We start from the raw sequence: 22119 nt of genomic DNA on the forward strand, positions 1-22119 counted from the left end.
TCGTAATCGAGGTTATCGTAACGCCCCAGATGCTCTCGCACGCCAAATAGCATCGCTTCTCCGACAACGACAACGATCGTGTTGTGTTTAACTTGTTCGTGACTCGTTACCGAGAGGCTTATTCGCGTTCATTTGCGTTCATTTGCGGCTAAACCCTCTTCTTTGAAGCAGCGCCATTCATGATTAACCGCATCATCCACTGGTCCCTGCACCACCGCTTCCTGGTCATCGGCGCACTGGTCGCCCTGTGCGCCTGGGGCGTTCTGGCGCTCGGGCGGGTGCCGATCGATGCCCTCCCCGACCTGTCGGAGAATCAGGTCATCGTCTACGCCGACTGGCCGGGCCGCTCGCCCCAGGAGGTCGAGGACCAGATCACCTATCCACTGTCGGTCTCCCTGCAGGGGCTCGCCGGGGTCCGCACGGTGCGGGCCAGTTCCATGTTCGGCTTCTCCTTTCTCACGGTCATCTTCGCCGACGAGATCGACCCCTATTTTGCCCGCACCCGGGTGCTGGAGCGGTTGAATTCACTGGGCGAGCTGCTGCCCCAGGGCGTGACGGCGCGGCTCGGACCGGACGCCACCGGGCTCGGCTGGGTCTATCAGTATTACCTCAAGGACGCCTCCGGTACCCAGGACCTGGGAATGCTGCGCACGCTGCAAGACACCTATATCCGCTATCAACTGGCCGCCGTGCCGGGGGTGGCCGAGGTCGCGAGCATCGGCGGCTTCGTGCGCCAGTATCAGATCGAGGTCTCATCGCTCAAGCTCAAACAATACGGCGCCACCCTGGGCGAGGTGATGGACGCGGTGACCGCGAGCAACCTCAATGTCGGCGGCAAGACCATCGAGGAGAACGGCGCCGAGTTCATCGTGCGCGGGGTCGGCCTGGTGCAGGGGGTGGCGGACCTGGAGCAGGTCCCGGTGCTGCCGCGCGACGGCGCGCCGCTGTATCTGCGCGATGTGGCGACCATCCGGATCGGCGGTGACTTCCGCCGCGGGGCACTGGATGTCGATGGGCGCGAGGTGGTCGGCGGCATCGTGGTGATGCGCTATGGTGAGAACGCCTACCGGGTCATTAAGGACGTCAAGGCCCGGCTCGCCGCCCTGGCCCCCGGCCTGCCCCCGGGCGTCACCCTGGTCTCCTTCTATGATCGCAGCGACCTGATCGGGCGCGCCATCGGGACCCTGAAGGAGACCTTGGCCGAGGAGATCGCGCTTGTCATCCTGATGCATGTCCTGTTCCTGTGGCATTTCCGCAGCATCCTGATCGTCACCCTGCCGCTGCCGGCCTCCATCCTGATCGCCTTCATCCTGATGGACCAGTTCGGCATCGCCGCCAACATCATGTCGCTGACCGGCATCGCCATCTCCATCGGGGTCCTGGTGGATGCCGGTATCGTCATGACCGAGAACGTCATTCGCCACTGCGAGCGGGCCGAGGCGGCGCTCAAACGCCGGCTCAATGCGGCCGAGGTCTTCGCGCAGACCCTCACCGCCGCCACCCAGGTGGGTCGACCCCTGGTCTATTCGATGATGATCATCATCCTCGCCTTCGTGCCGGTGTTCCTGCTGACCGGGCAGGAGGGCAAGCTCTTTCATCCGCTCGCCTATACCAAGACCTTCGCCCTGCTCGGGGCGACGCTGTTGGCGGTGACCGCGGTGCCGGTCTTCTGCACCATGCTCGTCCGCGGTCCGTTGAAACCGGAGGCGGAGAACTGGCTGATGAAGGGCCTGCTGCGCCTCTATGAGCCGGTACTCGACTGGGCGCTGGGGCACCGCAAGTCGGTGCTGGGGCTCGCCGCCGGCCTGCTGGCGGTCTGCATCGTCATTGCGCTCGGGCTGCCGCGGGCGGTCAACGACCGGCTCCCGGAGTCCGTCGCGCGTCATACACAGGGGTTCGGCAGCGAGTTCATGCCCACCCTGGAGGAGGGCTCCCTGCTCTTCATGCCGGTGCTGCTGCCCGCTACCTCACTCACCGAGGGCAAGCGCATCATGGCCTGGCAGGACCAGGTGATCCGCGCCCATCCCGCGGTCGCCGCGGCGGCCGGCAAGCTCGGGCGCGCCACCACCGCGACCGACCCGGCCCCGGTCGAGATGATCGAGACCACCATCACGCTCAAGCCGCGCGACCAGTGGCCGCCCGGGACCACCAAGGCCTCGATCGTCAGTGACCTCTCGGCGCGCCTGATGGATCTGCCGGGCTCGGTCCCCGGCTTCCTCCAGCCGATCGAGAACCGCATCCTGATGACCAGCACCGGCATCCGTGCCCAGGTCGGGGTCAAGGTCTTCGGCGATGATCTCGACGCGCTCCAGCAACAGGCCTTCGCGATCGAGCGCGTCATCCAGCGGGTGCCGGGGGCGGTGGGCGTGGCCCCGTCACGGGTGCAGGGCAAGCCCTATGTGGAGATCGAGGTGCGGCGTGACCTGCTCGGGCGCTATGGGCTCAGCGTCGCCGAGGTCTTCCGTCAGGTGGAGGCGGGGATCGGCGGGGTGACGGTCGGCACCACCATCAAGGGCCGCGAGCGCTGGCCGCTCCAGGTGCGGCTCGCGCAGGAGGAGCGCGGTGACATCGACCGGCTCGGCGAGATTCCGCTCTCCACCCCCGCCGGGGCCCGGGTCCAGTTGCGTCAGGTGGCCGACGTGAAGCGGGTGGTCGGCCCCAACGAGATCCAGAGCGAGAATGGCCGGCTGAGGGTCTTCGTCCAGGCCAATGTCCGCGACCGGGACCTGGGCAGTTTCGTCGAAGACATCAAAGGGCGCATCGCCAAAGAGATCACCCTGGCCCCCGGCATGACCATCGAATACTCGGGCCAATACGAACAGCAATTGCGCGCCCGCCAGACGCTGCTCTATGTCTTCCCCACCGTGATCCTCATCATCTTTGCGACCCTGGTGATGACCTTCCGCTCCATCGGGGAGGCGGCGCATGTGATCCTGGCGGTGCCCTTCGCACTCACCGGCGGCGTGCTGCTCCAGGCCTTCCTGGGCTTCAACTTCAGCGTCGCCGTCTGGGTCGGTTATATCGCCCTCTTCGGCACCGCCATCCAGACCGGCATCATCATGGTGACCTACCTGGAGGAATCGGTGCAGGAGGCCGGCGCACGCCTGGGGCGGGAACTGACCCGCCCTGAGTTGATCGCTGCCGTCAAGGCCGGCGCCCGGCTGCGGCTGCGCCCCAAGGTCATGACGGTCGCCACCACCATCGCCGCCCTGTCCCCGATCTTCTGGCTCCAGCGCACCGGGGTGGAGATCATGCAGCCGCTCGCGACCCCGGTCGTCGGCGGCATGATCTCCAGCCTGGTGCATATACTGATCGTCACGCCGGTGATTTTTTTGTGGCTACGGGAGCGCGGGCGTCCCGCCCGCGCGGGGTTGGCTGCAACCGGGGCATGAACGGGAGGGCCGCCGGGCCGTCAGGCGAGGACCCGGTGGGAGCGGCTTCAGCCGCGACCCGACCTCGCAAGCTGTCGCAGCGTCGCGGGTTGCCCTGGTTACCGAGCGGGGCTTGGTAACGAGGGGAAGTCCCGTAGGGTCCGCTGCGCGGACCGCTCGGCGCGCGCGGGTGGTTGCGACGTCTGGGGACTCTTACCGATCCGGGTCCGCGCAGCGGAACCTACGGGACTCCGCGCGGGCGGGACGCTCGCGCTCCCTGGTCACGCTACCCGTGCGGTTGCGCGGATATGCATATCCACATGGATGTCCCCAAAGGGCACAGTACTCCGCCGCGATCCGAACGCTCGACCAAGCCCAATTCAGCCAGAACCGCAATGTCCTCATGGACGCGCTTCACGTCGCGCCCCAGGTGTCGTGCCAGTTCCCGCAACGGCATCTCTCCGGCCCCTAACAGTGTCTGCACCAGCGCCCATCGGCGCGCGGAAAGCCGACCCAGAAAGGTGCCCGGCGACTCGAAATTCAGGGTCTCGCCCTGGTAGTGCTCCGCGCTGGCCAGGCGCCCCGCCTCCCTCAGGGCACCGCGCCAATCCGGCGAAACCGTGATGGTCAGCGTGCGTTTTTCCATCGCTTTGCCTCCGCAATGACACTCCATCTTGGTAATGAGGGTAAATTAGGCAAACTGCCCCTGGAACTTGCGATGCAGCATGCCGCCCTGCAACAGGACCTCATGGGCCGACCTTGCGCGATCCCCTCCTTTTGAGCGACCCGCTCGAAGCTGGCAAGATAATGCATACGTCTTTCCTCCTCAAAATTCTGGATTTCGGTCCACAACTGGTCTTCCAGACCGGCCGGTAAGGTCAGGACCCAGTCGATGAACCGGAGCAGTTCCAGTATATCTGCGCGTTGGTATCCGCGCCGATAGAGGCTGCGGATCAGGGCCAGTTTAGCCCGGTAACGCGCGGTGTCGGAGTCGGCGGTGTCCTGGGCCTGGAGGTGGGCCTGGGTGATGACCGCGAAGGGGTTGGGCGAGGCCTCGAGGGCCGCCAAGTCCTTCCGATAGGCGCCGAGGCTGACGACCGGATAGCGCAGGCCCATGCGGCAGCCCCAGCGTTCATAGGCGAACTCACCGAAGCCAGCGGAAAACGGGTCGGCGAGCACGGTGAGGCTGACCACCGGGCGGTCGTGGACATCGTAGATCCGGTAGTTGTAGACAAACATTCGTTTCGGGAAATCCGGTTGGTTCTGGCCCTGGATCTCGACATGGGCCAGAATCCAGTCTTCCTTGCCATCCCGGGCGGTGACCCGCACCAGTGAGTCGGCCCAGCGGCGGCCCAGGGTCGCGTCCCGGACCGCCTTCTGCAACTCCTTGTCCAGCATCGTGTAGCCCTTCGTCCAGTCGATCCCGGCGTGGGCGGCGGGAAAGAAGAAGGCGAGGAAGTCGGGGAAGTAGCGCTTGAGTGCGTTTTTCCAGGGGGAGTCGTAGTCGGTCATGGCGCCTCCGGGGGTGGGTCGTGCAGCGGTCAGGTCGCGCTCGCGGCGCAGAGCGCCTGACACCTGCGTGACATCGGCTGGACACCGGGCAAGTAGTCGCCCGGGACCGGCTCCACGCCGGATCTTTATCGGCGCCGTCGGTGGGCGCAAATGATGGGTTTCGCTGCGCTCTACCCATCCTACGGGGTGCCGCGGGCGCTTGGGCTTTCCCGGACCTGGTGCCCCGTTATTTCGCGGCGTCGCGCGCTGCCTGGTCCAGGGCGCGCAGGCGCTCCAGCTTTTCGCGGATACGGATCTCCAATCCCCGGTCGGTGGGCTCGTAGTAGCGCCGCTCGCCCAGTTCTTCGGGGAAGTAGCGTTCGCCGGCGGCATAGCCGCCCGGCTCGTCGTGGGCGTAGCGGTAGGCGCGGCCATGGCCCAGGGCCTTCATGAGGCGGGTGGGGGCGTTGCGCAGGTGGGGCGGGACTGGCGCGGTGCCGCCGCGGCGGGCGTCGGCCAGGGCGGCGTTCCAGGCGAGATAGACGGCGTTGCTCTTGGCGGCGCAGGCCAGGTAGACGGCCGCCTGGGCGAGGGCCAGTTCGCCCTCGGGTGAGCCCAGACGCTCCTGGGTGTCCCAGGCGTCGACCGCCAGGGCCAGGGCGCGGGGGTCGGCGTTGCCGATGTCCTCGCTCGCCATGCGCACCAGGCGGCGGGCGATATAGAGGGGGTCGCAGCCGCCGTCGATCATGCGCGCCAGCCAGTACAGCGCGGCGTCCGGGGCCGAGCCGCGGATGGACTTGTGCAGGGCCGAGATCTGGTCGTGGAAGAGGTCCCCGCCCTTGTCGAAGCGGCGCAGGGCCCCGGCCATCACCGCGGCTACGGTCTCGGCCCCGATCACCCCGCCGGGGCTCAAGTTGGCGGCCAGTTCCAGCAGGTTGAGCGCGCGGCGGGCGTCGCCGTCGGCGGCTTCGGCGAGCAACCCGGCGCCCTCGGCGGAGAGTGCCAGGTCGCGGGCGCCGAGCCCGTGGACGGGATCGGCCAGGGCGCGCCGCAGGACGGCAGTGAGGTCGTCGAGGCTCAATGGCTTGAGGACATAGACCCGGGCGCGGGAGAGGAGCGCGTTGTTGAGTTCGAAGGAGGGGTTTTCGGTGGTGGCGCCGATGAAGGTCAGGGTGCCGTCCTCGACATGGGGTAGGAAGGCGTCCTGCTGGCCCTTGTTGAAGCGGTGCACCTCGTCGATGAAGAGCACGGTGGCGCGGTCCTCGACCGAGCGCCGGGCGCGCGCCTCGGTCACCGCCTCGCGGATGTCCTTGACCCCGGCGAGCACCGCGGAGAGGTTGATGAAATGGGCCCCGGAGCGCGCCGCCACCAGCCGCGCCAGGGTGGTCTTGCCGGTCCCGGGCGGGCCCCAGAAGATCATGGAGTGCAGCCGGCCGGTGTCGATCGCCTGGCGCAGGGGCTTGCCGGGGGCGAGCAGGTGCACCTGGCCGGCAAAGCCGTCGAGCCCGCCGGGGCGCATGCGGTCCGCGAGCGGGGTCTCGCTGGCGTCGGCGCCCATCAGTCGAAGGACAGGAAGTCGCCGCCGGCCTTCTCGTCCAGCTTGAACAGGCTAAGGTCGAGGATCGGGTTGCGCTTGGTCTGGCCGAAGTTCAGCCGCGTCTCCTGCCCGAAGCTGTCCTCCATGATCATGCTCTCCAGGCCCGTGGACCCGAAGCCCAGTTCGATTCGCACGATGTCGGTGTCCTTGGCCTTGGGGGTCAGTTCCACCCAGTCGCGCCCGTCGGTGCTCTCGATCGGGCGGGTATTGAAGTCCCGCTCGATCGGGGCATCGTTCGCCAGCAGCAGGGCCGGGGTGCCGCGCAGGGCCTTCTCCTCGCTCTGGTGGGAGACCTGATCGAGATCCAGGTCGTGGAGATAGACCCGCTTGCCGTCGGCGATGATCACCTGCTTGTTCGGGGCGTCGTACTCCCAGCGGAAGCGCCCCGGGCGTTGCAGGTAAAGGGTGCCACGCCCCTGCGTCACGCGGGTGCGGTCGGCATTGAAGGTGGTCTGCTCGAAGCTCGACTGGAGGCTGGTCAGGCCCTTCAGGAAGGTCTCCAGGCGCGCCCGCCCGTCGGCGGCGGCGGAGTCCAGGCCGAGCCCAAGGCCGATGAGGCCGGCCAGCAGCAGGAGGGTGAAAGGACGCCGGCGTCGGCCTGAGGGCGCGGCGCCGCGGTGGGTCTGGGGCATGGGGATCATTCCTCGCGGGGTGGGGGTGCCAGCACCTCGCGGTTGCCGTTGGTCTCCGCGGGGCCGACGATGCCGATGCGCTCCATCTCCTCGATCATGCGCGCGGCGCGGTTGTAACCGATCTTGAGTCGGCGCTGTACCCCCGAGATGGAGGCGCGGCGCCCTTCCACAACGATCTGTACCGCCTCGTCGAACAGTGGGTCGGTGTCCTCCACGTCGCCGCGGGGTTCCGGATCGATCCCCGGCAGGACCTCCTGGGGCTCGCGCAGGACGTCCTCCAGATAGTCCGGGCCGCCCTGGGCCTTGAGGAAGTTCACCACGTTGTGGACCTCGTGGTCGTCCACGAAGGCGCCGTGTACCCGCTGCGGTATGTTGCCGCCGGGCGGCAGATAGAGCATGTCGCCGTGGCCGAGCAGGGTCTCGGCGCCCATCTGATCCAGGACCGTGCGCGAGTCGATGCGCGAACTGACCTGGAAGGAGATGCGGGTGGGGATGTTGGCCTTGATGAGCCCGGTGAGGACGTCCACCGAGGGCCGCTGGGTGGCGAGCATCAGATGAATGCCGGAGGCGCGCGCCTTCTGGGCCAGGCGGGCGATGAGTTCCTCCACCTTCTTGCCCACCACCATCATCATGTCCGCCAGTTCGTCGATGATGACCACGATGTAGGGCAGGTGACCGATGGTCGGCACCTCGACCCCCGGCTCGGCGGCGAAGGCCGCGGCCAGGAGGGGGTCGCGCAGCGGGGTCCCGGCGGCCTCGGCCTCCGCGACCTTGCGGTTGTAGCCGCCGATGTTGCGCACCCCGAGCGCGGCCATCAGCCGATAGCGGCGCTCCATCTCCCCGACACACCAGCGCAGGGCATTGGCCGCCTCCTTCATGTCGGTCACGACGGGGGTCAGCAGGTGGGGGATGCCCTCGTAGATGGAGAGCTCCAGCATCTTGGGGTCCACCATGATCAGGCGCACGTCGCGCGGGCCGTCCTTGTAGAGCAGGCTCAGGATCATTGCGTTGATGGCCACCGACTTGCCGGAGCCGGTGGTGCCCGCGATCAGGGCGTGGGGCATCTTCGCGAGATCCACCACCACCGGCTCACCGGAGATATTGCTGCCCAAGGCCAGGCTCAGCGGCGACTTGGCGTCCTGGTACTCGGGGGCGCCCAGGATCTCGCTCAGGAACACGGTCTCCCGCTCCTCGTTGGGGATCTCGATGCCGATCACCGACTTGCCCGGGATCACCTCCACCACCCGCACGCTGATCTTGGACAGGGCGCGGGCCAGGTCCTTGGACAGGCCGGAGATCTTGCTGGACTTGGTACCGGGGGCCAGTTGCAGCTCAAACAGCGTCACCACCGGCCCGGGATAGGCCGCCACCACCTCGGCGACGACGCCGAAGTCCTTTAGTTTCACCTCCACCAGGCGCGACAGGTCCTCGATCTGGGCGTCCGAGTAGCCCTTGCCGGTCTTGCGCGCCGGGTCCAGGAGGGAGAGCGGCGGGCGAGCGAGCGCCGCGGTTTCGGCATCGAGCGCGTCCCGCGCGTCGGCCGGGTCCTGCGTATCCGCCAGGCGCAACGCATTCGGCACAAAGCGCGGGTCCGGCAGGGGCGCCGGGTCCGGGTCCGAGGCCGGCGCCGTTGGCGGGGCCACGGGGGGCGCTACAGGGCGGCGCAGCGCCTGGACCCGGGGCGCATCCTTGGGGACCGGCCGCTGGTGCATCATCAGATCGGAGAGGGTCATGAGGTGATCGGATGCTTGCGGCGCGGGCGCGGGGTCGGTGCCGGGGTCGGACGCCGGGTCGAAGTGGGCGTCGCACTGGGGTTCGAGATGGTGCGCGGGTGTCGACGCGGACAAGGGCTCGGCCGCGGGCTCCGGCCAGTCGTCCCGCGCATCCGCCGCGGCGCGCTCCTGCGCCAGGTCGGCGGGGTCGATCAGGTTGAGGTCGGCGGGCAGTTCGCCGCCGCGGGAGCCGCCCCGCCGCCGGCGCAGGGACTGACCAAGGGACGACAGGGCGCCGGTGCTCAGGGTCCCCAGGTTACGCGCACCCTGCAACAGACCGTCCCCCAGCCAATACAGGATGGTGAGCCAGGAAACGCCGGAGAACAGGGTGACGCCCACCAGGAGGACCCCGGCCAGCAACACCTCGGTCCCGGGGCCGAAGCGCTCCTGCATCAGGCCGCTGACCGCGTGCCCGAGACCGCCGCCGGGGCCGTTGGCCAAGTCGGCGCCCAGGGCCGTCAAGTGCATGGCGGCGAAGCCGCAGCCGGCCGCCAGGGTGAGCAGGAAGCCGATCCAGCGCAGCGCCAACAGCCAGGCGCGGGGCCGCTCGTCGTCTGCGCGTCCGCGAAACACCACCCAGGCGCTGAAGGCGACCATCAGGGGCAGCAGATAGGCAAAATAGCCGAAGAGATAAAGACCGGCATCGGCAAACCAGGCCCCGGTGCGTCCGCCCGCATTGGTCACGCCGTCCGTCTCGCCGACATAGGACCAGCCGGCATCCTGTGGGCTGTAGCTGGCGAGCGACAACACCAGGTAGAGGGCGACGCACATCAGCGCCCACATGGCCCCCTCACGGAGCGCCCGCTCGACATAGTCGCTGAAGGTCAACTGTCCGCTACGCGTCGCCTGAGCCATAAGCACCTTCCGGAAATCTGTTCGACAAACTTGCTCGACATTATAGCCTTACGAAAAGTTTCTCGGGTACTTTACTAGGGTTCGGCAGGGGTGTAGCGGCCGCCGTAACGCAGGCGCGCGCCCGGTCCGGCCCGGCGCTGTCCGGATCAGGCGTACTTACAACAGGCTTGACCGCCGTGCGCCCGAACCGGCGCAATCAGGTGCCGACGAAAAATTTTTCGGTGCAATTAGGATACATGTGCTAATTTTGCACTGCGTGCCTGGCCGCACCCGAAGATCGCCGCCCGGCATTTGCGCATCGATCGTGTTTTTCCCATCCCACCTCGGGGGAGTAATTTTCCATGAAAACCTTAGCAATCAGCACTCTGTCGGCACTCGTTCTCGCCGCACCCCTCACCGCGATCGCCCAGGCCGACTACCAGGCCGCCGGGCCCGGCTTCGACGACCGCTGGTACATCGCGCCCTTCGCCATGTACACCTGGGCCGACAACGACCGCGAGGTCAACAACGGCTGGGGCGGCGGTCTGGCCGTCGGCAAGCCGCTGAGCCAATGGTTCAACCTGGAACTGCGTGCGACCTACACGGACCTGTCCAACAGTTGGTACTACACGCACGCGGACAACAACATTACGAAGATCGACGGTACGAACAAGATCTTCGACATCGGCGTGGATGGGCTGTTCTTCTTCAGCCGCGGCAAATTCCAGCCCTTCCTCCTGGCCGGCATCGGTGCCATCCAGGACAAGGTCGAACTCTGCGCCCACGGCTACTACAATAACGGGCTCTGTATTTCCGAGAGCCAGTGGAGCTTTATGGGCGAGGTCGGCGCCGGCTTCATCGTCCCGATCACCGACTGGATCTCGTTCCGCATGGACGCCCGCTACCGGATCGATGCCGGCTTTGACTACAACGACGTGACCGACCGGGTGGTCAACAACAAGACCCTCGGCGACACGATTGTGACCGCCGGCGTGGTGATCCCGTTGGGTTCGCGCGCGGTCACCAAGGTGAACCGCACCGTGGAGCTGTCCGCGGATACCCTGTTCGCCTTCAACCGGTCGGACCTCTCGCCCACCGGCGTGAGCACGATCAACAACTTCGCCCGCGACCTGGATCAGTCCAACTACGACGGTGTCCGGGTCGCCGGCCACACCGATCCGATCGGCTCGGAGGAGTTCAACCTGGCCCTGTCGGACCGCCGCGCCAACACCGTGCGCCAGCAACTGATCACCGATGGTGTCGCCGGTGATCGCATCACGGCCCAAGGCTTCGGCAAGACCCAGCTCAAGGTGACCCCGGCCGACTGCGCCGCCGCCAAGTCCAGGGAGGCCCTGATTGCGTGCTACGGACCCAACCGTCGGGTCGAGGTCACGGTGGAAGGGATTACCCCGAAGGAGTGATGGATCGGCATCGGCGGGCCGGATGACCCATAACGTCGTCCGGCCCAATCCGCGGCGGTCGTGCCGTCGTTGTCGTGGTCGTAATCGCAATCGAAGAATCGCTGCAATTTGGCGTAGGTAGGGAATCCGGGGCGCTACGATAACCTCGACAACGACAACGACAACGACAACGACAACGACAACCACCGGCAACCCGCTCTCAGTCCACCGTCGGCCACAGTGCGTCATACAGGCCGGAGGAGCGCTGCACCTGCCGGTGCACCGCCGCCGCCAGACGTTGCGCACCGGCCACCAGGGTCACCTGGCGACGCGCCCGCGTCACCCCAGTGTAGATCAACTCCCGGGTCAGTACCCGGCTGTCATGGGGCGGCAGCACCAACACCACCTCATCGAATTCAGACCCCTGGCTCTTGTGCACCGTCATCGCGAACAGCGTCTCGAGCGTCGGCAGGCGATGGGGTGAGAGCCGCCGCAGGCCCTCCGCGGTCTCGAACCAGGCGCGCAGTTCGCCCCCGGCCGCGGGGTCCGGCAGCAGTATCCCCACATCGCCGTTGTAGAGCCGCAGGTCATAGTCGTTGGCGGTCACCAGGAGCGGTTGGCCGGCGTAGAGTCCGCCCGTGGGCCGGATGAGACCGGCGGCGGCCAAGGCCTGCTCGGCGATCCGATTGAGCCTTTGCAGTCCCGCTGGTCCGTCATGCACCGCGCACAGGACCCGATAGCGGCCGAGCGCGGCCAGGGCCGCGGTCGGGTCGGCGGCGGCCATCACCAGGCGGTGCCGGGGCACCACGAATCCGGCAATGAAGGCCGCGAGATCGGCGCCGTCCAGGTCCAGGCGTCGGGCGTCGGCGTGGTCGGCCGCGCAGGCCGCCACAACCCCGGCACCATCGCCCCGCTGGATGGCGGCGGAGACGGCATGGATTCCACTGCCGGGCAGGAACCGGTAGCCGCGACGCAGCAGGGCGATGGCGTCGCCCAGACCCGGGTGGCAGCACGGGTCAGGGTTGGCCAAGTGCCCGGCGCCGACGCTCCCCGCGGTCGGTGTGGCACCCACCTCGGCCAGGGCCGCGGCCAAGGTCGCGGACCACCCGGGCTCGCGCCCCCGCCCGCAGAGGTCGGCCAGCACCGCCCCGGCCTGGACCGAGGCGAGTTGCTCCCGATCACCCAGCAGAATCAGGCGGCAGGCCGCGGGCAGGGCGGCCAGGAGCCGGGCGGCGAGCGGCAGGTCGAGCATGGACGCCTCGTCCACCACCAGCAGGTCCAGGTGCAGCGGGTTGTCCGGCCCGTGACGCGGCGCGGCGCGGCCCGGCCTGGTACCGAGCAGCCGATGCAGGGTCGTCGCCGCCTCGGGGATGGCGTCCGCGCTCCCCGCGTCCAGTGCGCCGTCGCCCAGCAGCGCCGCCTTGGCCTGGCGGATGGACTGCGTCAAGCGGGTCGCCGCCTTGCCGGTGGGTGCCGCGAGTCCGATCCGCAGGGTCTCGCCGCGGGCGCGGGCCTGGTCGATCAGGAGCGCCAGACAGGCGGTGACGGTGCGGGTCTTGCCGGTGCCGGGACCGCCGGAGATCACACATAGGGGCCGCAACACGGCCATGGCCGCCGCCACCCGCTGCCGGTCGAGGGTGCCGTGCGGCGCGGCCGGGAACAGGCGCGCGAGCCCCGCCGCCAGGCGTTCGCGATCCACCCCCGCCGCCAGGCCCGCGGCGCGCGCCCCGATGGCCTGTGCCACCCCCCGCTCGAAGTGCCAGTAGCGCCCCAGATAGAGCCGGTCCGCGGCGTCCAGGATCAGGGGCGAGTGCGCGCCCCCTGCCAGGGCATCCGCGGCGCCCTGCACCGCCGGCCAGGCCAGCAGCTCGGCCCGCCACTGCGCAAGCGGCGGGGCCAGCAGCCACGGCAACTCCGGGAAGGGCGGGCGCCCCGCCAGCCCCGGCAGGTCCAGACACAGGTCCCCCGCGCCCACCTGCCGGCTGACCAGGGCCGCGGCCAGCAGGCGCGGTCCGGTCGCCTCACCGACCAACTCCGCCACTTGGCGGGCGAAGTGCAAGTCGAGTGCCCGCAGCCGCCGCAGCGCCACCGCCTGGCGCAGGCTGTCGATAAAGGCCCGTTGTGCCGGGTCCGTAAGGGCGTGGGGGAGGGGGCAAGCGTCCGGGCAGTCTGGATTCATCAGCATTGTCTTCTCCGGTCACACAACATGCCGCGCCGCCGTGATAGGCCGGACGATAATGCGCTCGCTCTGCATCTATGCGTCAGTCATCTCAGCAATATCTCACGCAGGGGCGCGCAGACGCGGCCCCCCCTTCATCCTTCATCCTTCATCCTTCATCCTTCAGACGCGGTCCCTGGCTCAAGGGCGGCGCGCAGCGCGTCCAGCAGGGCGCCCAGGGTCTCCTCCAGGCGCTCGATCAAGGGCTCCAGCTCGGCGCGCGAGCGCGCCTCGCGCAGTGCCAGTTCCAGGTCCAGCGCCTGGGCCTGGATGGCGGTGGCGCCCAGGGTGGCGGCGGCGCCCTTGAGGCCGTGGGCAATGCGGCGGGCGCCGTCGCCGTCGCCGCAGTCCAGGCGCTCGCGCAGGCGGGCCGGGGCCTCACGGTGGCTGTCGGCGAAGACCCGCAGCAGGTGCGCGAGGCGCTCGACCCGGCCGGCGAGGTGGCGCAGTGCCAGGGCGGTGTCCAGGCCGGGGATCGCGGCGAGGCGGGCCAGTGGCGCGGTGCGCTGCGGCGTCGTGTCGGCCGCCGCTCTGGGCCCGGCCGCCGGGTCCGCGCCGGCGTCCGCTGCCGGGATTGGCGGGGCCGCCCCGGGCGGCAGCCAGCGCAGCAGGGCGGCGAACAGCACGGCCGGGTCCACCGGCTTACCCACATGGTCGTTCATCCCCGCGGCCAGACAGCGGGCGCGGTCTTCGCCGAAGGCGTTGGCGGTCAGGGCCAGGATCGGGGTGGCGGCGTAGCCGGGGAGGGCGCGGATCAGCGCGGTCGCCTCCAGGCCGTCCAGAACCGGCATCTGCATGTCCATGAGGATCAGGTCATAGGGGGCTGCCCGCGCCAGCGCCACGGCCTGCGCGCCGTCGGCCGCCAAGTCGGCATGGAGCCCGGCCCCGCGCAACAGTTCCAGGGCGACCTCCTGGTTGATGGGGTTGTCCTCGGCGAGCAGCACGCGCGCCCCCGGGTGCGCGCGGCGCAGGGCCAGCTCCGCCGCGTCCGTGGCCTGTGCCGCGGCGGCGCTCGGCTGGTCCCCGGCGCCGCCCGACGCCCGCGCCCCCCGCCCCAGCCGGGCGGTGAACCAGAAGGTACTGCCCGCCCCGGGCCGGCTCTGGACCCCGACGGCCCCGCCCATGCGTTCGGCCAGGCGCCGGTTGATGGCGAGCCCCAGCCCGGTGCCGCCATGGCGGCGGGTGGTCGAGGGGTCCAACTGCTCGAAGGCGTCGAACAGGCGCCCCTGGTCCGCCGGGTCGATGCCGGGTCCGGTGTCGCGCACGGCGCAGCGCACCAGGCGCGCGTCCGGGCCCTCCGTGATGATCCCGGCCTCCAGGGCGATGGTCCCCCGCTCGGTGAACTTCACCGCATTGACGAGATAATTGAGCACCAGTTGGGTGAGCCGGGTGGGGTCCCCGCGCAGCATCGGGTCGGCCGTCAGGGCGGGGTCCAGATGCACCGCCAACTCCAGACCCTTGGCGCGCGCCTCATCCGCCACCAGCGCGGCGGCGTGCGCGAGCACCGCGGCCAGGTCGACCTCGCACTCCTCCAACTCGAGCTTGCCCGCCTCGATCTTGGAGAAGTCCAGGATGTCGTTGAGGATGGCGAGCAGATGGTTGGCCGCCTTGGCGATCTTGCCGAGCTTGTCGTGCTGGTCCGGGTCCCGGGTGCCCCGGTGCAGCAGGTGGGCGAGCCCCAGGATGGCGTTCATGGGGGTGCGGATCTCGTGGCTCATGTTGGCCAGAAAGAGGCTCTTGACTTGGGCCAGGTGCTCGGCCGTGGCGCGCGCCTCGGTGAGGCGGGCGATGAGATCCAGGTTGGCGAGCCCCACCGCCGTCGCGTCCGCCAGGGCTTGGGCCAGGTCCACCGCCTCGTCGCGGGTACGATGGGGTTGCGCCCAATAGCAACCGATGGCGCCCAGGGGTTGGGTGCGGCCGACCGGGACCACACAGAGGCCCCGCACGAAGGTCCCTTCATAGAGGTCCGGCGGGACCCGCGGGTCCTCGGCGATGTCGTCCAGGGTGAGGGGCGCGGCGTGGCGGATGACCCAGCCGGCGGCGCTGGCGTCCAGGGGGAAGCGGCGGCCGGCCCAGAGTGGGCCGATGGCGTCCTCGCCGACATAGTGGCAGGTTTCCCCGTCGCGCAGCACCAGGCAGGCCCCGTCGGCCCCGGTGAGCCGACGCGCCGCGGCGCACACGATGCCCGCCAGCCCGGCCAGGTCCCGGACCCCGGCGATGCCCTCCACCGCGCCGGCCAACCGGCGCAGCCGCTCCTCCAGGCGCCGCCGCTCGGTGATGTCGAGAAAGCTCACCACGGCGCCGACGGTCACGGTGTCCCGGACCATCGGGTGGGCGGAGTAGATGACCGGGATCGCCTGACCGTCCGCCCGCCAGAAGACCTCGTCGTCGACCCTGACCGTGTGGCCGTCGCGCAGGGTGGCACCCATCGGGCACTGCGCCGCCGGGTAGGGGCTGCCGTCCGGCCGGGAATGATGGACCAGGTCGTGGAGTGCGGCGCCGACCAACGCCTCCGCCGGGTAACCCAGGAGGCGGCAGGCGGCCGGATTGGCGAAGCTGATGGTGCCGTCCGGGGCGAGACCGCAGAGGCCGCTCGCGCTGGACTCCAGGATCAGGCGTTGTTCCTCCTGCGCGGCGCGCAGGGCCGCGGTGCGGGCGGTGACGGTCGCCTCCAACTGGTCGCGCTGTTGCGCCAGGGCCAACTCCGCCGTGTGTTCCGCGGTGATGTCCCTGACGGTGCAGATCATCCCCAGGTAGCCCGCGGCCCCGAACCTGGGCAGCAGCCAGCCGGCCTGCCAGGCGTCCCGGCCCTGCGGGGTCACGAGTTGCAGGGCCCAGGGCGTGGGCGTGCGCGCTTCCATGGCCTGGAGAAACAGGGGGCGCAGTTCACCCACCGTCTCCGGCGCAAATCCGTCCAGGGCGTGGCGCCCGAGAAAGGCCGCGGCCGACACCCCCGCGATCCGGGTCATGGCCGGGTTCGTGTAGGTGACGCGCTGCTGCGCGTCGGTCGCCAGGATGCCCTCCTGGACCCGCCCCAGGATGTCCTCGTAGAAGGCCTTCTGGGCCGCGATCAGTGCGTGCGACTCGGCCAGGGCGCGGGAGCGGTCCAGGTTGTCCAGGGCGTAGGAGAGGTCCTGGGCCATCTCCTCGAGCAGGGCCATGACCTCGGCGTCGAAATAGCCCGGACCCGCGGCGCCGACCTCCAGTACCCCGACCGGCTGCCCGCCGCGCCGCAGGGGCAGGCAGGCGACCGCGCCCAGGCCGGTCGGCGCGGACGCTTCCCCGCCGCCCCCAGGCCCCTGGTCGGCCGCCCAATCGTTGCTGACCAGGCTCGCGCCGGCCGCGAGCACGGCGGCGGCCAGGGTGGTGCCCGGCGGCGGGGGCGGGTCGAGCGGGATCGCGAGCGTGCGCAGTGACTGCGCCGCCGCGCCTGCCGCCGCGACCGGGAGCACGCGGTTGTGCGCGCGGTCCGCGAGCCCGATCCACACCAGCCCGAAGCCCGCCAGGCGCAGTGCGATGTCGCACACCTGCCGGAACAGTTCGGTCTCGTCCGGAGTCCGCACGATCGCCTGACTGGTGTCGCTCAAGGTCTGGTAAAGCCGCGAGAGGCGCGCGATCCGCTCCTCCGACTCCTTGCGCCCGGTGATATCGAGCAGGGTGCCGGCCCCGCGTCGCGGCTCGCCGTCCGCGTCCCAGTCGAAGGCGTGGCCGCGGTCGAGTACCCAGAGCCAGTGTCCGGCCCGGTGGCGCACCCGGTACTCGGCCTCGAAACGTGCCCGGGTCCGCCGCGATTGCGTTGCCGACTGTTCCACCCGCGAGCGGTCCGCCGGGTGGATCAACTCCAACCACCCCGCTGCCGTCAACTGCAACTGCCCGGGGGCGTAGCCCAGGAGGTGTTCGTAGCACTCGTTGAAGCGCACCGTGCCGGTCCTGAAGTCCGCGTCGTAGAGCCCCAGATTGGCCCCCTGCACGGCCAGATCGAGCCGCTCCTGCGCCTGGCGCAGGGCCGCCTCGGCACGCCGGGCGCGCAACGTCGCCAGGGTCAGCACCAGGAGCGCAAACGACAGGGACGCGAGCACCGTCAACGCGCCCAGGACCAGTCCGCGGTACTGGGCATAGAGGGTCACGGGGCGATTGATGACCCGGCTGTCCGGCGGCAGGGCGGTCGCGGCGATGCGCAGCCGGCGCAGCTCATCGTCGTCGAACTCCGGGTAGGAGCGGCTCAATTCTACCGGGACCCGCGTCGGGTCCTCCCCGGCCAGCACCCGCCGCGCCAGGGCCGCCGCCTGGGCGCCGTGCTCCCGGCCGTCGAGCAGCAGGCCGCCGACGATGCCGTGGCCCAGGCGGGTCGCATGCATGGCATAGACCGGGACCGGGCTCGCGGCGGCGATCAGGTGGGTGCTTTCTTCGCGGGAAAAGACCCGGTCCGCCGCATCGGTCACATAGGTCAGGATGAGCACCAGGCTGTCCGGGGGCAGGGCGGCGAGTTGCCCCGCCAGTTCCGCAAAGGGGACCGCGGGGGCGAAGTCGACCGCCACGCGCCCGCCCAAATCCGGCACCATGGCCTGCATCGCGCGGCGCATCGCGCGACCGCTGGCGGTGTCGTCGTCGATCACCAGTACCCGCCGGGTGCCCGGATGCAGGCGCAGCGCCAGTTCCAGGGTCCCAGCGATGTCCTCGACCTCGGCGACCCCGGTCGTTGCCGGGCGCTCGTGCAGCCACTCCGGGTGAAAGCCGTTGACCCCGGCAAAGACCACGGGGACACCGGGAAACAGGTCTTGGGGATAGGTCCGCAGCAGGTCGAAGGCGGGGTTGTCGAGGGCGATGACCAGGGCCGGGGGGCGCTCCCGGTACTTGCGCGCCAGGGTTTCCTGCAGGAACGCCAGGTGTCCGGGGTCGGGGAAGCGCTTGGTGTCCAGGTACTCGACCATCGGCACCAGGGCCGGGTCGGCGGACTTCAGGCCCGCCAGGAGACCGGCGACTTCCTGGTCCGTCCAGGCGTCGCCCTGGTGGTAGGAGGCCAGCACCACCACCAGGGGGGCGGGCGCCGCGACCGCGGCGGTACCGGTTTCGGCCTGGGCCGCGCCGGTACCGGTCAAGACACCCGCCAGAGCGCTGGAGAGGCCGATGAGCGCACTGAGCAGGACCGCTGCCGCGAGCCGTAGTAACACCGTCGAAATTCCCCCTGGGCCAAGGGCGCGCGCCTAAAATGCAGCCAGGCGCCCGCTGCTAGTATGGCAGAAGCGGCGCCGCGGCACGTCGGCGTTGCGACCATCCGGGATGCCGGTGGTCCCGATCATCCCGCCGCCGGGCGCGGGCGCCGGGCCGCGGCACACCTCGTTGCGAACGCCGATAGCGATGGTCCAGCCGCGCCTAACCTCCTCAAGATCCGGGCGCCCGCTGCCGTTGCCCGCCCCGGCCGCGGGTTGCTTTCCGCGGGGCCAGGCGCACCTTCTTTCTAAAGGTTGGTGCCGTCCTGACCGGAGGCTATGTGTCTCGTGTACTGCTGAACTTTGTCGCCTATCAGATTGCCTGGTTCGCCTGCGTCCTCGGGGGCGCCCATCAGCTGCCCTGGGTCGGCGTCGCCGTGACCGCGGTGGCGGTGGCGATTCACCTGGTCCTGGTGCCCGCGCCGGGGCGGGACGCGCTCCTGATCCTGACGGTCGCCGCGATCGGCGCACTGTGGGACGGGCTTCTGGTCGGACTCGGCATACTCGAATACCCATCGGGTGTCGTCCTGCCCTGGCTCGCCCCGGTGTGGATCATCGCCATGTGGGCGGGGTTCGCCACCACGCTGCATGTCTCCCTGCGGTGGCTGCTCGGACGCTGGCGCCTGGCGACCCTGTTCGGGGCCCTGGGCGGGCCGCTCGCCTACTACGCGGGGATGCGGCTCGGGGCGGTGAACTTTCCCGACCCCGTCGTGGCGCTCGCCGTGCTCGCGGGCGGCTGGTCGATCCTGATGCCGCTGGCCTGCTGGATCGCCATCAAGCTGGACTTCGACCCGCCCGGGCTGGGTGATGAGGTCGCGACAGGTCCGTAGGGCCCGCCCGGCGCCAGGGTACGGCGCCGTTGGTCGGCGTGAGGGAAAAGGGGCCGGGAGTGCCTGGGTTACGCGCCAGAGGACAGCTTGAGGCCGATGATGCCGCCGACGATAAGCCCCAGGCTGACCAAACGCCCGGGGCTCGCCGACTCGCCCAAGAGCATGATGCCAAGGATTGCAGTGCCCACCGCGCCCACCCCGACCCAGACGGCGTAGGAGGTGCCTACGGGCAAGGACTGCATAGCCACACCCAAAAGCCCGAGACTGATCATCATTGCGGCGATAGTGCCAACCGTGGGCCAGAGTCGCGTGAAGCCTTCTGTGTACTTGAGCCCGATGGCCCAGCCGATCTCGAAGAGGCCAGCCAAGACGAGAAGAAACCAAGCCATGGGCGCTACCGATGTTGTGGACGAGGGCATGATGGTCGCGGATATCGAGCCGTGATGACTCGCAAACCCGCGGATTAGGTCGGCCGCGTTCTTACCGAGGATAACGGGAGCCGGGTCGATAGAGGGATGGGCCATGACATGAATCTCGGCTCCTAAGGTAACGGGCTCGCATCTCTTTTCTTGCCTATTTCTCGTCATTGCGACGGGCTGCACCCGCCGGACGACTCATTGAAGGTCTGTGCGAACGGTTCGGTGGTGCTGGTAAACGTCGCGAGTACCTGGTTACCGTGCTGAGGGCTCACAAACCGGATCTTGAAATGCCGCTTGAAATCGTTGTACTCAGTGGTTACAGTACGAGTGAAACGAGTACCTTGAGGCGCGGTGTGGAGCCTGTTCGCATCTGTCGATTGCCTCGTGTCGGCTAGGGAGGTAGCGGGTTCCGGGGACAGTTTACTCGATCACGTCTGCCGCAGAGCGTGAAATAATTAAACTGCCCCCGAGGCCCCATAATGGGGTTCGTTTCGTTTCCTGGGTACAAGTCAAGACCTGCCCCTATCCTCTGCCGCCAATCCTACAAGGTTAGGGGCAACTCACCTTCTAAATCGGCTCATGATCGATTTCATACGCCTTCAAGAGATCACCAACCACGGAGACGAGCGAGTAAAGAGGGTGCCTGGGATCGTCTCGGATGACATCGAGCAAGTCATTGAGGAAAGGCGTGACCTGCTCATCATCAAGTTCTGACTCGATTTGAGAAATAGGGGCAGCCGAGTTCAGCGCTTGCCGGACGGGAATGAGCTTTTCAACATCGAGCGCCGCGTTCATTTCTTTCTCCAGGCATTGCTATCGTACTCCAAGCTGAGATGCGCCTGCGCTTCACCGGGATCGAGACCGGCCTTGCCTCGCTTGATCATCACCTAGCCGCGTTCCACGCAGTCGACGCCGCCCGCGCCGATGAGATCGCCGACCTGCGGCGCCGCCTGGAGCGCGTGGAACGGCGGCCGGAGTTGGGTGACGCCGTCGAGGCGTGGTCCGCGGGACCTGGGACAGTGTCCGCGACCACAAGCCACGGGATCAAGGCAGCGAAGGGTCGGGCAGGGAGCTAAGGTTCGGAACAAAGGGGGAAACCGGGGTACGCCCCCGACTTGCCATCCGGCTATAATCCGGCGCGCCTGCATTTTCAACGAACGTGGACGCGCTTCGATGCCACTGATCTCCATCGTTACGCCATGCTACAACGCAGAGCGTTATATCCAGGATACCATTGACTCAGTATTTGCCCAAACCGAGGGAAATTGGGAATGGATCATCACCGATGATCGATCGACGGATCGCTCGGTTGAGATTATCAGCGCGATCAGCGACTCTCGCGTCAAACTTATTACCTCCAAGATGCATCGGGGCGCGGCAGCGTCTTATAACACATGTCTCACTACTGCGCGGGGTCGCTTCGTCACCTTCATCGATAGCGACGACCTGTGGGAACCGGAATTTCTCCGAGTCATGTCGCGATTTTTATTAGAAAAAAGAGAAGAAGCTGCGTACTGCGGTTATCGCCGCACGGACCAGTACCTTGCGCCATTGCTCTCTGACTTCCGGGCAACGCGGGACGTAACGTTCCGCTCGCTTCTTTACACGAACCCGCTTTCCACTTTGAGCACCATGTACGACGCCCGACGAATCGGTAAGGTTTACTTTCCTTATGACAACAAACGCGAAGACCATGCGATGTGGCTCACCTTGATGCGGCAGGTCGCCGTGTGCCGCCCTGTCGATCGCGTCCTTGCGACCTATCGTATCCACCCTGGGAGTCTGTCGCGCAACAAATGGGAGATGCTCGGCTGCCAATACGCACTCTACCGGTTCTTTCTTGGATTTAATTACCTTTCTGCCGCTTATTACACCGCCGCGTGGGCAGCCAACGGGGTGCTGAAGTATGCTCGTTGACCGCGAGGAGCGGGTGGCATCGAAGGGAGATCAGCAGGTGATAAAGTGGCAGATGTTCGAGCTTGCAAACGGACAAATCGCGGCACTTTTCGGTACCGCTGTCGCAGCGCCTCCGCCGGGGTGGCGCGACAGAAGAGCGGAACCGGGAACAGGCCACGGTATACCACTCCAGCCCGATCTCGATCAATTCGACCCATCGATTCCAAATCGGAAATTTTTGTTCCTTCACGATTTCCGCCCGATTTCCACCTTCCCAGGTTTCCGCCCTTCAGCAACAGTCTTAGCATTCTTATCACGCGGTACCAGCACCCCGTTCAGGCTTTCATCTTGCGTACCGACCCCAACGGGATCGAACATACCAGCCCAAGGCAACGCCCTGGGACTTTAATCGGCCTAGGCTTCCTTATACCTCATACCCAGGGCGTTGC

13 protein-coding genes are annotated in these 22119 nt (G+C 68.2%); 4 read left to right on the forward strand and 9 right to left on the reverse strand.

Annotated elements, in window-relative coordinates; translation table 11 throughout:
* The first annotated feature begins 179 nt into the window (after positions 1-179).
* Positions 180-3392, forward strand: a complete 3213-nt coding sequence (locus THSYN_RS05455) for an efflux RND transporter permease subunit (protein ID WP_100918241.1) — start codon at positions 180-182, stop codon at positions 3390-3392.
* Positions 3393-3657: 265 nt separating this feature from the next.
* Here THSYN_RS05455 and THSYN_RS05460 read toward each other — a convergent pair whose 3' ends face one another.
* From THSYN_RS05460 to THSYN_RS05480, 5 genes are all read right to left on the reverse strand, one after another.
* Entirely contained in the window at positions 3658-4017 is a 360-nt protein-coding gene (locus tag THSYN_RS05460; protein ID WP_216644683.1) for an HVO_A0114 family putative DNA-binding protein, read from the reverse strand.
* The gene (locus THSYN_RS05465) at positions 3999-4883 is read right to left on the reverse strand and encodes an RpnC/YadD family protein (RefSeq protein ID WP_216644684.1); all 885 of its coding nucleotides are present in this window, start codon (positions 4881-4883) and stop codon (positions 3999-4001) included. The genes THSYN_RS05460 and THSYN_RS05465 overlap by 19 nt, the downstream gene beginning before the upstream one ends.
* A gap of 226 nt (positions 4884-5109) precedes the next feature.
* Complete coding sequence (locus tag THSYN_RS05470) at positions 5110-6420, reverse strand: replication-associated recombination protein A (protein ID WP_100918242.1); 1311 nt, start codon at positions 6418-6420, stop codon at positions 5110-5112.
* Positions 6420-7091: an outer membrane lipoprotein periplasmic chaperone LolA gene (lolA, locus tag THSYN_RS05475; RefSeq protein ID WP_100922309.1), complete on the reverse strand. Its 672-nt coding sequence runs from the start codon at positions 7089-7091 to the stop codon at positions 6420-6422. Before lolA ends, THSYN_RS05470 begins: the two co-directional genes overlap by 1 nt.
* Before the next feature lie 5 nt (positions 7092-7096).
* Positions 7097-9718, reverse strand: coding sequence for a DNA translocase FtsK (locus THSYN_RS05480; RefSeq protein WP_100918243.1), 2622 nt, complete (start codon positions 9716-9718; stop codon positions 7097-7099).
* Positions 9719-10059: 341 nt separating this feature from the next.
* Here THSYN_RS05480 and THSYN_RS05485 point away from each other — a divergent pair, with 341 nt between their 5' ends.
* Positions 10060-11118 (forward strand): OmpA family protein, encoded by a 1059-nt coding sequence (locus THSYN_RS05485; RefSeq protein WP_100918244.1) that lies wholly within the window; start codon positions 10060-10062, stop codon positions 11116-11118.
* A gap of 199 nt (positions 11119-11317) precedes the next feature.
* On the opposite strand, the gene recD is transcribed toward THSYN_RS05485, so the two are convergent.
* Positions 11318-13282 carry an exodeoxyribonuclease V subunit alpha gene (gene recD, locus THSYN_RS05490; protein ID WP_100918245.1) on the reverse strand — a complete coding sequence of 655 codons (1965 nt, stop codon included), beginning with the start codon at positions 13280-13282 and terminating at the stop codon, positions 11318-11320.
* 149 nt (positions 13283-13431) lie between these two features.
* Complete coding sequence (locus THSYN_RS05495; protein WP_100918246.1) at positions 13432-18486, reverse strand: PAS domain S-box protein; 5055 nt, start codon at positions 18484-18486, stop codon at positions 13432-13434.
* A 320-nt stretch (positions 18487-18806) separates the two neighbouring features.
* Here THSYN_RS05495 and THSYN_RS05500 point away from each other — a divergent pair, with 320 nt between their 5' ends.
* The gene (locus tag THSYN_RS05500) at positions 18807-19355 is read left to right on the forward strand and encodes a DUF2878 domain-containing protein (RefSeq protein WP_236848801.1); all 549 of its coding nucleotides are present in this window, start codon (positions 18807-18809) and stop codon (positions 19353-19355) included.
* A gap of 68 nt (positions 19356-19423) precedes the next feature.
* Here the strand turns inward: THSYN_RS05500 and sugE are convergent, their stop codons facing one another.
* A complete protein-coding gene (sugE, locus tag THSYN_RS05505; protein WP_472297474.1) occupies positions 19424-19879 on the reverse strand; it encodes a quaternary ammonium compound efflux SMR transporter SugE in 456 nt (151 codons plus the stop codon).
* A gap of 462 nt (positions 19880-20341) precedes the next feature.
* Entirely contained in the window at positions 20342-20569 is a 228-nt protein-coding gene (locus THSYN_RS05510) for a transcriptional regulator, XRE family protein (RefSeq protein WP_100918247.1), read from the reverse strand.
* Positions 20570-20947: 378 nt separating this feature from the next.
* Between THSYN_RS05510 and THSYN_RS05515 the strand changes: the two genes are divergently transcribed.
* Complete coding sequence (locus THSYN_RS05515) at positions 20948-21691, forward strand: glycosyltransferase family 2 protein (RefSeq protein ID WP_157817472.1); 744 nt, start codon at positions 20948-20950, stop codon at positions 21689-21691.
* Positions 21692-22119 lie beyond the last annotated feature (428 nt).

The organism is Candidatus Thiodictyon syntrophicum (genome assembly GCF_002813775.1).
GTDB classification, from domain to species: Bacteria; Pseudomonadota; Gammaproteobacteria; order Chromatiales; family Chromatiaceae; genus Thiodictyon; species Thiodictyon syntrophicum.